General features: G+C 50.4%; 13 protein-coding genes. 9 read left to right on the top strand and 4 right to left on the bottom strand.

Annotation, left to right across the window (positions count from 1 at the left end):
• The first annotated feature begins 63 nt into the window (after window positions 1-63).
• Both WFK81_RS24635 and yjcZ read left to right on the top strand, forming a co-directional pair.
• Window positions 64-543 carry a GAF domain-containing protein gene (locus WFK81_RS24635; RefSeq protein ID WP_336789291.1) on the top strand — a complete coding sequence of 160 codons (480 nt, stop codon included), beginning with the start codon at window positions 64-66 and terminating at the stop codon, window positions 541-543.
• Window positions 544-692: 149 nt separating this feature from the next.
• Entirely contained in the window at window positions 693-815 is a 123-nt protein-coding gene (yjcZ, locus tag WFK81_RS24630; protein WP_015842688.1) for a sporulation protein YjcZ, read from the top strand.
• Here yjcZ and WFK81_RS31015 read toward each other — a convergent pair.
• Window positions 796-981 carry a PAN domain-containing protein gene (locus WFK81_RS31015; protein ID WP_442956098.1) on the bottom strand — a complete coding sequence of 62 codons (186 nt, stop codon included), beginning with the start codon at window positions 979-981 and terminating at the stop codon, window positions 796-798. The genes yjcZ and WFK81_RS31015 overlap by 20 nt on opposite strands.
• Here WFK81_RS31015 and WFK81_RS24625 point away from each other — a divergent pair.
• From WFK81_RS24625 to WFK81_RS24615, 3 genes are all read left to right on the top strand, one after another.
• Window positions 955-1,956: a CobW family GTP-binding protein gene (locus WFK81_RS24625; protein ID WP_336789481.1), complete on the top strand. Its 1,002-nt coding sequence runs from the start codon at window positions 955-957 to the stop codon at window positions 1,954-1,956. The two genes, WFK81_RS31015 and WFK81_RS24625, sit on opposite strands and share 27 nt — an antisense overlap.
• A gap of 111 nt (window positions 1,957-2,067) precedes the next feature.
• Window positions 2,068-2,547 (top strand): hypothetical protein, encoded by a 480-nt coding sequence (locus WFK81_RS24620; RefSeq protein WP_336789290.1) that lies wholly within the window; start codon window positions 2,068-2,070, stop codon window positions 2,545-2,547.
• A 245-nt stretch (window positions 2,548-2,792) separates the two neighbouring features.
• Window positions 2,793-5,276 (top strand): EAL domain-containing protein, encoded by a 2,484-nt coding sequence (locus tag WFK81_RS24615; RefSeq protein ID WP_336789288.1) that lies wholly within the window; start codon window positions 2,793-2,795, stop codon window positions 5,274-5,276.
• A gap of 56 nt (window positions 5,277-5,332) precedes the next feature.
• Here WFK81_RS24615 and WFK81_RS24610 read toward each other — a convergent pair whose 3' ends face one another.
• Together WFK81_RS24610 and WFK81_RS24605 are read right to left on the bottom strand one after the other, a co-directional pair.
• Entirely contained in the window at window positions 5,333-5,914 is a 582-nt protein-coding gene (locus tag WFK81_RS24610; RefSeq protein ID WP_336789286.1) for a PT domain-containing protein, read from the bottom strand.
• 210 nt (window positions 5,915-6,124) lie between these two features.
• Window positions 6,125-6,904 carry a helix-turn-helix domain-containing protein gene (locus WFK81_RS24605; protein ID WP_336789479.1) on the bottom strand — a complete coding sequence of 260 codons (780 nt, stop codon included), beginning with the start codon at window positions 6,902-6,904 and terminating at the stop codon, window positions 6,125-6,127.
• A gap of 148 nt (window positions 6,905-7,052) precedes the next feature.
• On the opposite strand from WFK81_RS24605, the gene pyk reads away from it, so the two are divergent.
• Both pyk and WFK81_RS24595 read left to right on the top strand, forming a co-directional pair.
• Window positions 7,053-8,474 (top strand): pyruvate kinase, encoded by a 1,422-nt coding sequence (gene pyk, locus WFK81_RS24600; RefSeq protein WP_336789284.1) that lies wholly within the window; start codon window positions 7,053-7,055, stop codon window positions 8,472-8,474.
• A 94-nt stretch (window positions 8,475-8,568) separates the two neighbouring features.
• Entirely contained in the window at window positions 8,569-9,252 is a 684-nt protein-coding gene (locus WFK81_RS24595) for a hypothetical protein (protein ID WP_336789282.1), read from the top strand.
• A gap of 276 nt (window positions 9,253-9,528) precedes the next feature.
• Here WFK81_RS24595 and WFK81_RS24590 read toward each other — a convergent pair whose 3' ends face one another.
• Window positions 9,529-10,227, bottom strand: coding sequence for a YqaA family protein (locus tag WFK81_RS24590; protein ID WP_442956095.1), 699 nt, complete (start codon window positions 10,225-10,227; stop codon window positions 9,529-9,531).
• A 440-nt stretch (window positions 10,228-10,667) separates the two neighbouring features.
• Here WFK81_RS24590 and WFK81_RS24585 point away from each other — a divergent pair, with 440 nt between their 5' ends.
• The gene (locus tag WFK81_RS24585) at window positions 10,668-12,044 is read left to right on the top strand and encodes an asparaginase (RefSeq protein ID WP_336789279.1); all 1,377 of its coding nucleotides are present in this window, start codon (window positions 10,668-10,670) and stop codon (window positions 12,042-12,044) included.
• A gap of 34 nt (window positions 12,045-12,078) precedes the next feature.
• On the top strand, window positions 12,079-14,529 hold the full coding sequence (locus WFK81_RS24580) for an asparaginase domain-containing protein (protein WP_336789278.1): 2,451 nt from the start codon (window positions 12,079-12,081) through the stop codon (window positions 14,527-14,529).
• Window positions 14,530-14,614: the final 85 nt, after the last annotated feature.

The following is a 14,614-nucleotide window of genomic DNA, read 5'->3' as shown; positions in this document are numbered from 1 at the left end:
TATTCATACGATCAAGTCTGGTTTGGATGGTTGGTCAGGTTGATAGAGTAGGAGTGATATAAAATGTTCAACGCAAGCTTGTATACGGGTACAAGAGAAGAGAATTATACGTTGCTGATCAAGCAATTAACGGGACTGGTTGAGGACGAGAACAGCCGGATTGCCAATCTGGCGAATGCCTCGGCGCTGCTTCAGCAGTTTCTGGATGATATTAATTGGGTGGGCTTTTACTTGCTGGAGGGGGACACCCTTGTCCTTGGGCCGTTCCAAGGGAAGCCGGCCTGCACGCGGATCGCGGTTGGCAAAGGGGTATGCGGAACAGCCGTAGCCCGCAAGGAAGCCGTTTTGGTCGAGGATGTCCATCAGTTCCCCGGGCATATTGCCTGCGACAGTGCTTCGAACTCCGAGCTCGTTATTCCGTTATACAGCGGCGGTCAAATCATTGGCGTGCTGGATATCGACAGTCCGTCATTCAGCCGTTTCGACGAAACGGACCTTCGTTATTTGACCATTTTTAACGAGCGGTTAGGGGAGTATCTATAATATCCTGCTAAAAAAGGGGTACATGCTCAGTTTCTATGGCAATGTGCATCATTCATTAAAATTGAGCAAACGCACAATTTCGGTGAATGCCTATACCGATTGGGTTTTTAAACATAGGATACTGTACATTAGTTAAAGGAGATGAACAAATGAGCTACGGAGTTGGTCCTGTTGCAGGTGCCGGTTGCGGATATGGCGGCGGCAGTGCTTTTGGATTCATTCTTGTCCTCTTCATTCTGCTGGTCATCATCATCAGATCCGTATGGCTTTAATGTCGATTAAATAAAAAGAGGCTGCCCGTGCCATCCTGTGGAGCGGGGCAGCCTCTTTTCGTTTTGGCTTGACATGGTTGCAGCCGGATCCCGTAGCGTTATAATGAAAGGAATGACAGACGGAAAGGGAAGAGCAGCGATGAACGCAACGATCATACCGATTTATTTGCTGTCGGGTTTTCTTGGCAGCGGCAAAACCACGCTTCTAACCGGTTTGCTGGACCACTGGCAGTCGCAAGGGCTCAAAGCGGCCGTTATTATGAATGAACTAGGCGACATTAATCTGGACGGGCAGATGGTTGGGGACAATGTCCCGATGTCGGAAATGCTGAGCGGCTGTATCTGCTGCACGATCCGAAGCGATCTCAGCCTGGAGATTAAAACCCTCATAGATACGCATCAACCGGATGTAATCGTGATTGAATCGACCGGTGCGGCGAATCCGATGGAGATTATGGACGGAGTTACGGAAGCGGCCATGTATTGCCGTATTGAGCTGCAAAGCGTCATTACCGTCGTGGACGGACCTGAACTGCTGCAGCGGAGCCGAAGCGGGAAAGGGAAGACGTTTAAGCTGATGCGCGATCAGATCCGCTCTGCGACAAGACTGCTCCTGAACAAGTCGGATAAGCTGGCTCCGGACGAGCTGGTAGAGGCGCAGCAGCTAATCCGCGATATAAATGAAGTAGCTCCGGTGATGACAACGGTCCGCTGCAAGGTGGAGGACTGGGCCTTTATCGAACGGCAATCGGACGATGTCCCGCAGCTATCCGGCATACATAGTGAAGAGGCGGATAATGACAATGGGCATACGCATGACGGACATCACCATCATCACAGTCATGAGCATGTTATGGTTATGACTCATTATATGAACGGTTCTGTTGACAGCGAGGCATTTGAGGCGTTTCTGAAGCAGCTGCCGGATCATGTATACCGGGCAAAAGGCATTGTATCGTTCTGGGATACGGCCAGCCGCTTCTTGTTCCAATATGCTTATAAGGAAACGGACTTTATCCGGATCACTCCGCAAGGCGAAGTGAATGACGTAGCCGTCTTTATCGGCGAGCATTTCTCGAAGGAGGCCGTGCTTGAGGAGCTGCATAAGCTCGAACGCGAGGCTAGCGATTCGACAGAATAATTGGCAATGCGACAAGAGTCATGTCTATCTATTCCGATGCTTGGGAAAAATAATCCATGAGGGGCATCAACGCTCCGGCATCACGAATTGGATAGGAAGGTGTGGCAAGGCATGAAAAGAAAAATCATCGGCGCATTCGCAGCGACTATGCTGCTGCTATCGGCTCCAGTCTATGCGGCGCAGCCGGAGGAGAAGGCTCCGGCTGCTCAGGATAGCCGGATGGAGGATGGTCCTAAGCACGGTCATCATCATCATGACGGCGAGTTTGGCAAAAACTCGGAAGAACATCGGATGGAGAGGCTCCGCTATATGGCCGATTATTTCGGCATTAAGACCGAGGGCAAGACGGCCGAGCAGCTCAGGACGGAGCTGGAAGCGGCAAAGCAGAAGGATAAAGCGAAATGGGAGGCTTTCAAGACGGAGCATAAAGCGAAAGTCTTGGAGCATCTGCGTCAGAAGGCTAAGGAGAACGGCATTGCAACGGAAGGCAAGACGGCTGAGCAGCTTCGCGAGGAGCTTCATAAGCTTCACCGGATGCATCACAAGAGCGGTGCGCAGCAAGAGCCGCAGCGGGATGTCAAGCAAGGCTGAACGAAGCCGGGACTATAGAATTAGAAGCAAAGAGGCTGCTCGACAAGCGAGCAGCCTCTTTATTTATCAGAAATTCCGATAAGTTACAAAAATCGACAATATCCTGTCGAAGAATTGATTATTTTGTCATATTAATTCCTAGTTTTCCGTTGTATTTATCTTATTTTGTCAAGTATACTAGAACCATATCATAAATTGGAAAATACGCATGAGTAGGTCTATGGACAGATAAGGGGGATAGAATTTTGAGGAAAATAAGGCTCAGCATCGCACAGAAACTAATTACTGCATTGGGAGTTCTAATGCTGGCGTCTTATTCTTTGTTCGTTTCTTTCTATCTCACCAAGCTCTATCATACCAGCCTGGAAAAGGGCGAGCTGCTCGCGCAAAAGCAATCTATACAATATATCGACCAATTCACTACATCTATTAATACAAGTTTAGCATCTCTTGCCACCATAAGAGATGCTTTGCTTCAAATGCGGTCGGACGGCGTGCAGAATCGCTCTTATGCCGTACATATACTCGAAACCGTTGTCCGCAATAATCCGGATCTGATTGGCTGTTATACGGTATGGGAGCCAAATGCCTTTGATAAGGAGGATGCGAGGCACCGTTTGGCGAGCAGCTACGATGACGGGACCGGACGCTTTGTTCCTTACATCGTGCGAACCAATGAAGGTCTTAAAGCAATTCCGACCGTTGATTACAACATGATGAATGGAGACGGCGACTTTTATCAGGTCGTGAAACAATCGAAGAAGTTCACCTTGTTTGATCCGTACCCCTACAATCTGAACGGCAAGGGGATTATCGTCACTTCGTTTATTCTGCCGATCCTGGATGACGACGGACGGTTCCTCGGGATTGTCGGCGGCGATATTTCGCTCCAGACGGTGCAAGACAAGATCCAAGGCATCCGACCGCTCAACGGCCATGCAAGCATCATTACGTCCAATAATTATTATTTGGCTAACGGCGCGTATCCGGACCTTGTCATGAAGCTTTATGAGATGTGGGAGGGCGGTGGCTCTATCAACGACTATAAGAAGAGCTTCGCCACCATCCAGTACACGCCGGACCGGCACGCGAACGGGCAAATGCTGAGGATGCTGATTCCGATTCGGATTCAGGACTTTACTTGGCATTTCGAAATGGTGATTCCAAAGAGCAATATGCTGACGCAATATTATTCGTCGTTATGGAGCTCGATCCTGATTGCTGTGGCAACCCTTGCGCTGATGTCGCTGCTGGCGTTGTTGATGCTTAAGAAAATTGTCCTGGAAAATATAAAAAAGGTCATTCAAGTTACTTCTGCTGTAGCGATCGGCAATGAGAAGCTGAAGCTCGATATCCGGACGAACGATGAGTTCGAGACGATGGCTAATCATTTTAACCGGATGGTAGATTTCCGCAAGGAGGCCGAGCATCTGATCCAGCATCAGGCGATGCACGATTTGGTTACCGGGTTCCCCAACCGTTACGGCTATTCGCGGTATGCCGAGACGAAAACGGGCAGTAACGGTCAATTCGCCTTGCTGTATATTGATTTGGACCGTTTCAAAATCATTAATGAGACCCTTGATTATACGATGGGGGATATGCTGCTGAAGCAGGTCGGCGACCGGATCGTTGAAGCAACGGGCCAGTCCGGCAGGGTATTCCGGTTTGGCGGCGACGAGTTTGTTGTGCTTTTGGACGAAATCAGCTATTTGGGACAAGCAACGGCAGTTGCGGCGCGGATATTGAGCGTTATTGCGGAGCCGATCAAGATGAAGGGAAGACTCTTCTATCTGACCGCCAGCATCGGAATGAGCGTTCAGCAGGAATGGACGCCGGAGACCGGAGACCGTCTGGTGAAGGAATCGGATATCGCCCTGTATGTGGCGAAGAAGCAGCGCAATACGTACAAGCTGTATTCCCCGATGATGAACGATGTACCGACCAAAGAACTGATTTTGGAGAACAGCATGTTCGAAGCGCTTGAATCCAATCAATTCATGCTTCATTATCAGCCGAAGCTGGAAATCGGGACGGGCCGCATTCATGGAGTTGAAGCGCTGCTGCGCTGGAAGCATCCGGAGTTTGGCATGGTATCCCCGCTCGAATTTATCCCGATTGCCGAGAAGACGGGCTTTATTATTTTGCTTGGGGAATGGGTGCTGAGATCAGCCTGCCGGCAGGTAAAGCAGTGGGAGCGGATGGGACTGGATTCGATACTCGTCAGCGTAAATATGTCCATGCTCCAGTTCCAGCAGAAGGATATTGTAGCCAGCATCAAGTCGATTATTGCGGAAGCAGGCATACGTTCCGAACAGATCGAACTGGAATTAACGGAATCGATCTTTATGGAAAATCCGGAGCATACGCTGCGAATTTTGCATGAGTTGCAAGGGCTGGGGCTAAAGCTGTCTCTGGATGATTTCGGTACGGGCTATTCCTCCTTAAGCTACCTGCAGAACATTCCGATTCATTATTTGAAGCTGGATAAATCGTTTATCCGGGGAATTGTGACGGATATCCGCAAGCAGATGATCTTCAGATCGATCATTGTTATTGCCCATAATCTCAATATGAAGGTTGTGACGGAAGGCGTGGAGACGGCAGAAGAGCTGCAAATTATTAAAGAGCATAATTGCGATCTGATGCAAGGTTATCTGTTCAGCCCTCCGGTAACGCCGGAACGTTTCGTTGAATTGTTCCGGTCGGTTAAAACCTCGGATCAATAGCGTGCAAAGAAAAGGGCGCTCCTCTCGTCTTCGCGACGGGGGAGCGCCCTTTGTGATTATATCGTCCATTGGGAGTGAACGATGGCGCAAACGTACCAAGCGCCGTTATGCTGCTCGAGAACAAGAATCAAGCTCTCCCAATCCATGCCGCTATGCTTCGGGTCAAACCCGCTGAAATAGTAATCGAAGTAGGTGCTGTCCGGGTAAATGTCCCCGATATTGACCAGCGTATTGCCTTGGCCGAGTATTTCGTTTTGCCCAACCTTTTCGGCCTCGGCGAAGTTTTGATCGTATACGAATTTCTTGAAATAGTCCCGGAAAGTAAGGCTGATCGGTTCGCCCGAACCGTCGTAGCTTCCCCATTTATACAGTTTTGGATCATCCCATGCGGGCAGCCCGCCTGCTTTGAAGGTTAAGGCGGTTTTCTTCTCGATATGTCCGTAGGGAGAGAACAATAGCCCTTTCTCGGGATGGATATAGCTGGACAGCTTCTCTATATCCTGCTGCTTCAGGGCATTAATAATAGCTTTTGCTGTTTCTTGGGCCGTTGGTGCCGGCGTCGAAGACGGAGATGGAATTGGCGTAGGCGCAAGCGAAGGTTCGACCGAAGGCTCGGCGGTTGGGGATGCTGAGGGCATCGGTGACAGCGAATTATCATTCCCTCGAAGACCCCAACATCCTCCAAGTAACGTTATGACGGCCAAAATACTTAATAGACGCCACATAAGCCTCACTCCATTTTCAGCGTATTTTATTTTATCTTACCTGTTTTCTTACCCTATTAAACGGGAATCCCGCCGGGATGTTGCACCTGCCGTTTTTTTTTTCGCCCCTGTTGTTCACGAAGATTAGGACAGGGGCTTTGGGCGGTCCTTCATGTACGCGGTTGGCGTTTTGCCGGTCTCGCGCTTGAAGATTCGCTGGAAGTAAGACAGGTCGCGGTAGCCGACGGATTCGGAGATTTCTCCTACCGTAAGAGTGGAATCCACGAGCAAATAGAGCGCTTTTTTTACCCGCGCTTTATGGACGTATTCGCTGATGGTTTGTCCGGTAACCCGGCGAAAAAGCGTAGCCGCGTAATTCGGACTTTTGCGGATATACTCGCCAAGCTCCTCTTTCGTAATTTTCTGCTGATAGTAGTTCATGATATAGCTTTTCATCCGTTCGACCTGCTGATGGGCGGCGGATGAAGCCGGTCCTTCATCAAGCTCCCGATTCCAGAGGGCCAGGCATTCGTACAAGATGGCAAGGCCAAGCACATCGGCATACAAATGCTTCTCCGTCCATTCGTTATGCATGGTTTTGATTCGCTCCAGGATCCGTTCGTATGCGCCGGTTCTCGATTTCACCCAGTGATTGTTCTGCAGGAGGGGGAGCGGCGGAGTATCCCCGGTAAATTCAATGACATATTTCTCATGGAACACGGTTGGCACACATTTGCCATAATACGATTGGCAGGCCGGAATGTATAACAGATCGCCTTTTTCTAAAATAATTTTCTCGTTCCCAACCCAGTACACGACCTTGCCGTAACTCGACAATACGAGCGTGGATGCGCCTTCCGGGCGATTGCCGTTGTCGAACCAGTCGGTCCCTCTGTCTTGTCTGACTTGCTGCAGCGTAAGCATGGTCACCTATATCCCCAATCATTTAGAGTACTATATTTCTATAAGAGTACTATATTTCATAGTCGATTGGGAAGAAACAAGCTACAATAAGGTTATTCTTGTTTACCACTAATACAGACTTGTACAATCAGGAGGAATCAGCGACATTATGCGCAAGACAAAAATTGTTTGCACCATGGGACCGGCATGCGAATCGACGGAAGTTTTAATTGACATGATTAATGCGGGGATGAACGTTGCCCGTTTGAATATGGCACACGGAGAGCTGGAGGATCATGCGGCACGTATTGCGCGTATTCGCGAAGCTGCTGCGGCTACGAATAGTATTGTTGCGATTTTGCTTGATATTAAAGGTCCGGAAGTCCGGATCGGCAAGCTGGAGGAAGCCTCTTACTTGCTGAAGGTTGGAGAGAAGCTGACGCTGACTACGGAAGAGATTATCGGTAACGGCGAACGTATTCACGTGAACTATGCGGAGCTGCCGCTAGTCGTGAACCCTGGCAATAAAATTTTGCTCGACGACGGCCTTATCGAACTGGAAGTGGCATCCGTTAACGGAACGGAAATCGAGTGCGTCATTTTGAACGGCGGCGTCATTAAAGCGAGAAAAGGCGTCAACCTGCCGGGTATCCGCACGACGCTTCCTGGCGTAACGGAACGCGATATCCGCCATATCCAGTTCGGCATCGAGCAGCAGATTGATATCATCGCTCCTTCCTTTGTGAGAAGAGCGGAAGACATTTTGCAAATTCGCGAGCTGCTTCATGACGGCGGCGCAGGGCATATTCAAATCATCTCGAAGATCGAGAATGAAGAAGGCGTTAATAACCTGGATTCGATCATCGAAGCTTCGGATGGCATCATGGTTGCCCGCGGCGACCTTGGCGTTGAAGTACCGGCTTGGGACGTGCCTATGATCCAGCGCGAAATGATCGCGAAATGTAACACGGCCGGCAAAGTGGTTATCGTTGCGACGCAAATGCTGGATTCGATGCAGGTTAACCCTCGTCCATCCCGCGCGGAAGTAAGCGACGTGGCGAACGCAGTCCTTCAAGGCACGGACGCGATTATGCTTTCGGGCGAGACGGCTGCCGGCAAATATCCGGTAGAATCGGTTAGCATGATGGCTTCGATTGCGGTGAAGGCGGAATCCATGATGGATTACTTCGACGAGTTCCAACAGCGCAGAGGCGCTCAACCAACAACGATTACGGAAGTAATCAGCCAAGCGGTTGTAAGCTCGTCCCTGGAACTGAACGCAAAGGCGATCGTAACGCCAACGGAGAGTGGTTTCACGGCTCGCATGGTATCGAAATACCGTCCGAAATCGCCGATTATAGCGGTTGCTTCGGATGAGAAGGTTCTGCCTCGCCTGGCTGTTATGTGGGGAGTTATCCCGGTTAAAGGCGGCCGACCTAACTCCACCGATGATATTTTTGAATCGGCATTAACAAACGGCGGCAGCACGGGTCTCCTGGAGAAAGGCGATTACGTTGTTATCACGGCGGGTACGCCAACAGGCAAAGCCGGCGCTACCAATCTTGTGAAGATCGCGCAATACGGCTTATAATTGTAATATAAAGCGGCGAAGAACGCCCCTCGGAATCATCTGCCAGCAGATGATTCCGAGGGGCGTTTTATTTTATAGCAAGAGGAGATTTGTTATGAATGGATTTGAAGCGGCGCATGTTGAGTGGTTGAAGAGACATTTGGCAAAAAGGACGGGTGAGCGTAAAGGAAGGTTGGAAAGAGGGCATCAGCATGCGGAGAAGCTGTTTTTACAGCAGGTATGGTGGCCGTTGATGGGGACATTAGAGGATTTGCATCCGGAATATGAAATTCTCGATTGGCGGGGGAAACCGTATTATGCGGACATGGCTTGGCTGCCGGGGCACGTGAAATTTGTTTTTGAGATTAAGGGCTTTGGTCCGCATGTCGCGGATATGGACCGGAAGCGTTACTCGGAGGAGTTGAACCGCGAAACCTTTATGCAAGGCATTGGTTTTAGGGTGGTTTCTTTTTCTTACGATGATGTTGCTCAGCGGCCGGATCTCTGCCAAACGTTGTTAAGACTTCTGTTGAGTCGTTACCAATCCGGCAAGAGTAAAGATCTGTCCAACCGAATCAGAAGGGAAATTATTTTGCTGGCTCATGAGAATGGGGGATCTGTTCGGCCGGCTGAGGTTGAGTGTCATTTGCAGTTGAATCATCGGACGGCGGTGCGGCATTTGCAGGCGTTGTGCGGACAGGGGAGGTTTCAGGCGTTGCTCTGTGATAACGGCAAATCGTCCAAAGTGATGAAATATAGCCTTTTGCAGGAAGGGGTTAATGAAATTGATCGTTGGTAGTGAATGTTATGCTGCAAAAGTGCAGGACCTTTGCTAGTAGGAGAGGGAGTTTTGCAAGTGTAATGTAAAAGTGCAGGTGATTTTGACGGATGAAGGGTAATTCGGGTGAACCGGAGGCAATAAACTGCAGTATTGCATTCTAATGACCTATTATCTCCGCCTGCGGGGAATTTACATGTAGTTTTGCAGTAAATGCCGTTTAATTGCGGACCTGAACAAGGAAGTGCAACTAAATAAGCCCCTTTCCGGCCGGAAAGGGGCTTATTGGATGTTCTCTTAGGTGTTGCTTACGGGAGTTGGGGTGGGAATGGGGGGTTCGCTGGCGGTCTCGCGAGTCTCCTTTGAAACTTCGCCTGTTTGCCCTGCCGGTTCCGTTAATTCCTCTGCGGCTTCGGATGCAACGGCCGAATGCTCCTGAACCGTTTCTTCTTCGGCACTAGCCGCAGCCGCTTCCGCAGCCGCCGCTGCTTTGGCGGCTTTCTTCTTGCGGTGTCTTCTCCGGAAGAACAGGAACAAGACAATCAGCGGGACGGCGATAGCGAACAAATAATACGATGCGTTATGAACCATCTTCTCGGCCGCTTGGCCATAGAAGTAAATAAGTGCGCCGACCAGATAAAACTTTGCCGCTCTGCCTACTGCCGCGTACATGATAAGGCGCCATAAGGGAAAGTTCAGCGCGCCTGATAAAATCGTAAATACTTTGAATGGAATGGGGGTAAAAGAACCGATCAGTACAGCGGTGTCTCCATTTTTTTGGAACATGTTGGTGGCAGATTCGATCCATTCCTTCTTAAGGATTTTGTATAGAATGGAGTTGCCTAATAATTTGCCGATCAAATAGCCGATAGGGGTGCCTATCAAACAACCGATATATCCTACGGTAGCCAGCATAAACGCGTCATGCGGATTTACTAGGCTTAATGGAACCTGGAGGAATAAGGCCGGTATAGGAAAGATGATTGCATCAATCATAGAATGAACGAACAAACCCCAGGGGCCAAATTTCATTAGGAAGTCTACAATGTCTTGGAGCATGAAAATGGCACACACCTCTCTACGCGTGGAAAGCCGTAGTTAATTATACGATAGTTTAGGACTTAGGTTTCACTTTTTTTTCTGGTCACGAAAGAAATATAAGTAAGTTCCTTTTTACAAGGTTATTCCTTCCCCGTTATTCCATCCCCAGTCCGCCTCGATACCTCCGTGTTCAACTTATGTTAGTAATATGTTAGTTTATATAACAATAAAATCTACTAGAATTTCTCAAGTAAACAGGAAAAATGAAGAAAAACCTAGATAAATGCTGATGTTAACGCTTAACTTCGTCATAATAAGGTTTGTTAATATATGTGACATAAAATAGACTTATAGATGTTCGACATAAATAGATAGAATAGGGAGGAAGACAAATCATGACAAACGTTGTAAGAGGTGTGTTGGGTAAGAGGTTTATTGTTCTTCTTTTGCTGCTTTCCATGGCGGCAGGGACGGTCGGAATCGTTGTTTCAAGAAACTTGGCGAATGCTGCCGAACCCGTGCAGCTTCCAACGTTCAACATTCCGCCGGTCTCGGCTGAATTCGAGGCTTCGGAGAAGCCGAATGTTCTTGTTATCGCTACCGGGGGAACGATTGCGGGAGCGGCGAGAAACGGCGACAAAACAAACTTTCAGAACTATGCGGCAGGTACTTATACGATGGCGGACATGGTGGCGCAGCTGCCGGTACATAAAACCGCGGACGTATCTACTTTCCAGTTCGGCAATAAAGGCTCCGGCAGTTATACGATAAAGGATTTATACGATCTCTCCCTTGCAGTGGATACCGCTCTTGCGGACTACGACAGCGTAGTCGTAACGACGGGGACCGATACGATGGAGGAAATCGCTTATTTCCTTGATCTGACGGTGCGCAGCGAAAAGCCGGTAGTCGTTACGGGTGCGATGAGACCTTGGGACGTGATCGGAACGGATGCTCCGGCTAACCTGTACCAAGCGATCAAAGTGGCGAGCAGTAATAAAACGAAATGGTTTGGTACCGTATTGATGCTTAACGACGTGATCTACGCAGCGCGTGAAGTGACGAAGACAAACGCTCATCGTCTGGATACGTTTGATGCCCCGATGTTTGGCGCGCTTGGTTATGTAGATGATCCTGCAGTCCGAATTTATCGTGCTCCAGCAAGAGCGATCAAAGCAGGCACGGAACAATGGGCAACCCCGTTTGATCTGAAAACCATCTCCAAGGACAGCCTTCCAATTGTCGAAATCGCGTACAGCTACCAAGAAGCGGGCGGCGGCGCGATCCGCGGATTCGTAGAGGACGGCGCGAAAGGGATTGTAACCGCTGGAACGGGTGCTGGCGGCATCTCTTCGAAGATGAGTCAGGCGCGTTCGGCAGCCATTCAAAAAGGAGTAGTGTTTGTTACGACAACCCGGACAGGCTCCGGTACGATGTACGACAGCGGTACAGGCGCAACGATTGGCGGGGATAACCTGAATGCGGCGCATGCGCGTATGCTGCTTCTGCTTTCCTTGGCGTTCACAAGCGATCTGCCGACCATTCATTCCTGGTTCCAATCGTTTGGTACGGGAGACGTTGAAATTTCGGTGGACGAGAATACGGTATTAAAAACATCGATCGAAGAAGCGGCGGTAACGGAAGAGCCGGTTGTAGAGGTGCCTGCAGCGGAAGAACCTTCCGTGGATCCTTCGGTCGAGCCATCCGAGCCGACAGTGACGGAACCGGTAGAAGCCGCACCTGCGGTAGAAGAGCCCGTTGGCGTGAAATAAACGGGAATCGTACACGAAGGGAGGGTAACCGGATATGACTGTCATCAGCAATAATCGAATGCTGCGGAGATTTCTCTCTCCCCTGCTGATCCTAGCGCTGCTTTCCGGATTTATGGGGTATGCGCGGGCGGCCGAAGAAGCAGCTCCACAGCTTCCTACTTTTGATATACCCGCTTTATCGGCGGAGTCTATAGCTTCACCGCTGCCCAATATTATGGTCGTTGCGACCGGAGGCACAATTGCCGGCGCGGCATCGCGAGGCGATAAGACAAACTTCCAGAATTATGCGGCAGGCACGTACAAAATGGCGGATATGGTCGCACAGCTTCCAAAGCACAAAAATGCCGACGTTTCGACGTTCCAATTCGGCAATAAAGGCTCGGGCGGCTATTCGATGAAGGAACTCTATGATCTGTCCCTGGCCGTCGATCAAGCTCTTGAAGTTTACGATGGCATCGTTGTTACTACGGGCACGGACACGATGGAAGAGATCGCGTACTTCCTTGATTTGACGGTGCGCAGCGAGAAGCCGGTTGTGGTAACGGGAGCTATGCGTCCATGGGATGTTATCGGAACGGATGGCCCGGCGAACCTGTATCAGGCGATTAAGGTGGCAGCCAGCAACAAAACCAAATGGTATGGCACGGTGATTATGCTGAACGATGTCATCCAGGCCGCGCGCGAAGTAACGAAGTCTAATGCCCATCGACTCGATACCTTTGATACTCCGATGTTTGGAGCGCTTGGCTATGTCGATGATCCTGCCGTTCGGATGTACCGGCTAAATGCCCGGGCTTTGAAGGCCGGAACGCCGGAATGGTCTACCCCGTTTGATCTGCGGACGATCTCGAAGGATGATCTGCCGCTTGTCGAGATTGCCTACAGCTATCAGGAAGCGGGAGGCGGAGCGATTCGCGCCCTGGTGGAAGACGGTGCCAAAGGGATTGTCACGGCCGGAACCGGAGCGGGAGGCATTTCCTCCAAGATGAGCCAGGCGCGCAGCGCGGCGATTCAGAAGGGTGTTATCTTTGTTACGACAACCCGGACCGGCTCGGGCACGATGAGCGGCAGCGGCAACGGAATTATTGCCGGGGATAACCTGAACCCGCAGCATGCGCGCATGATGCTTCTTCTGTCACTGGCCTTTTCGAACGATTTTAATACGATAAAAGATTGGTTTGAGACGGTTGGGGCACAGGATATCGTGATGGACGATCCGGCTCCGCCGGTATGGCCGGCTAATGCGGCGCTTACCTCGGATGCGCAGACCACGGACAGCATTGCTTTAAGCTGGCCTCAGGCGACGGATTCAACCCGTGTGGCGGGATACGCCATCTACAAAGGTTCGGAAGAGACGCCAATCGCGAAGGTTGCTTCCTCCGTCAGAACATACGCAGCAAAAGGCCTTGCTTCCAATACGTCCTATACCTTTACGGTCAAAGCCTTTGACGATAAAGGAAATGAGAGCGTTGGCCTGGCCGGTACATTCAAGACGGGCTCAACCGGGCCTGGCTCAGGCGGTGGTGGGACAGTTACTCCTCCAAGCAGTAACGAGCTTACCGTTCCGTCCGGCGGATCCGGCGAGCTGAGCGTCTTTGACAACAGCCTTACGGTGAAGGTGCCAAGCGGGGCATCCAAAGAACAGCTTATCATTACCATTCAAAAGCTGGCGCAGGCCGGTGGCCTTATCAATGCGGATGATGTGCTGCTGTCTTCGATATTTGAAGTGGTTAAAAATAAAGCGGGCAACTTCCTTGTCCCTGTCACGTTGACCTTCAAATTCGAAGCCTCGCTGGTCAAGGAAGGCAAGAAGCCGTCTGTCTTCTATTATGATGAGGCGAAGAAGCAATGGATCGAGATGGGCGGAATAGTTAACGGCAGCACGATCTCCGTAGCAACCGACCATTTCACGAAGTTTGCCGTATTTGCGGTAGATGCCGGCACTGCCGTACCTGACTTCTCCGATATTTCCGGACACTGGGCGGCAGCTTCGATCCGGAGTGCGGTGGCAGCAGGTATCGTAAATGGCTACAGCGACGGTACCTTTAAGCCTGAGCTTACCGTAACCCGCGAGGAGTTTATTGCGATGCTGATGCGCGCGCTTAAGTCGAGTGAGCCGGGGGCGAATTTGACCTTCAAGGATAATGCTTTAATCGGCGCATGGGCGAAAGCTGCCGTTGCGCAAGCGGTCAGCGCTGGCATTACAAGCGGTTATCCGGATGGAACGTTTAAGCCGGGCAGCAAGATCAGCCGTGCTGAAATGGTTGTGATGATTGCGAAGGCGCTCAAGCTGACAACGGCGGAAGATGCCGTAACGGGCTTCTCCGACAATGCCGATATCCCCGCATGGGCAAGAGGCGCGGTGAAAGCCGTGGCGGACAAGGGCATTATCCAGGGCCGTCTAGACAATCGTTTCGTTCCTGCCGGAACGGCAACCAGAGCGGAAGCCATTACGGTTATCGTGAAGCTGCTCAATACTAAGTAAAATGCGATAAAAGCTGCTCTGCAGGGCTCATACGGCCTTGCGGAGCAGCTTTTTCGAATTATTTTTAATACAAGCTCCAGCTTGT

The sequence above is a fragment of the Paenibacillus sp. MMO-177 genome (assembly GCF_037147795.1).
Classification (GTDB): domain Bacteria; phylum Bacillota; class Bacilli; order Paenibacillales; family Paenibacillaceae; genus Pristimantibacillus.
This window is presented reverse-complemented; position numbering and strand designations above follow the sequence as displayed.

Coding starts and splice junctions, on each gene's coding strand:
- WFK81_RS24595 (WP_336789282.1), top strand. CDS start 8,569: ATGAATGGATTTGAAGCGGCGCATGTTGAGTGGTTGAAGAGACATTTG.
- WFK81_RS24635 (WP_336789291.1), top strand. CDS start 64: ATGTTCAACGCAAGCTTGTATACGGGTACAAGAGAAGAGAATTATACG.
- WFK81_RS24610 (WP_336789286.1), bottom strand. CDS start 5,914: ATGCCCTCAGCATCCCCAACCGCCGAGCCTTCGGTCGAACCTTCGCTT.
- pyk (WP_336789284.1), top strand. CDS start 7,053: ATGCGCAAGACAAAAATTGTTTGCACCATGGGACCGGCATGCGAATCG.
- WFK81_RS24620 (WP_336789290.1), top strand. CDS start 2,068: ATGAAAAGAAAAATCATCGGCGCATTCGCAGCGACTATGCTGCTGCTA.
- WFK81_RS24590 (WP_442956095.1), bottom strand. CDS start 10,227: ATGATTGATGCAATCATCTTTCCTATACCGGCCTTATTCCTCCAGGTT.
- WFK81_RS24580 (WP_336789278.1), top strand. CDS start 12,079: ATGACTGTCATCAGCAATAATCGAATGCTGCGGAGATTTCTCTCTCCC.
- WFK81_RS24585 (WP_336789279.1), top strand. CDS start 10,668: ATGACAAACGTTGTAAGAGGTGTGTTGGGTAAGAGGTTTATTGTTCTT.
- WFK81_RS24625 (WP_336789481.1), top strand. CDS start 955: ATGAACGCAACGATCATACCGATTTATTTGCTGTCGGGTTTTCTTGGC.
- WFK81_RS24605 (WP_336789479.1), bottom strand. CDS start 6,904: ATGCTTACGCTGCAGCAAGTCAGACAAGACAGAGGGACCGACTGGTTC.
- yjcZ (WP_015842688.1), top strand. CDS start 693: ATGAGCTACGGAGTTGGTCCTGTTGCAGGTGCCGGTTGCGGATATGGC.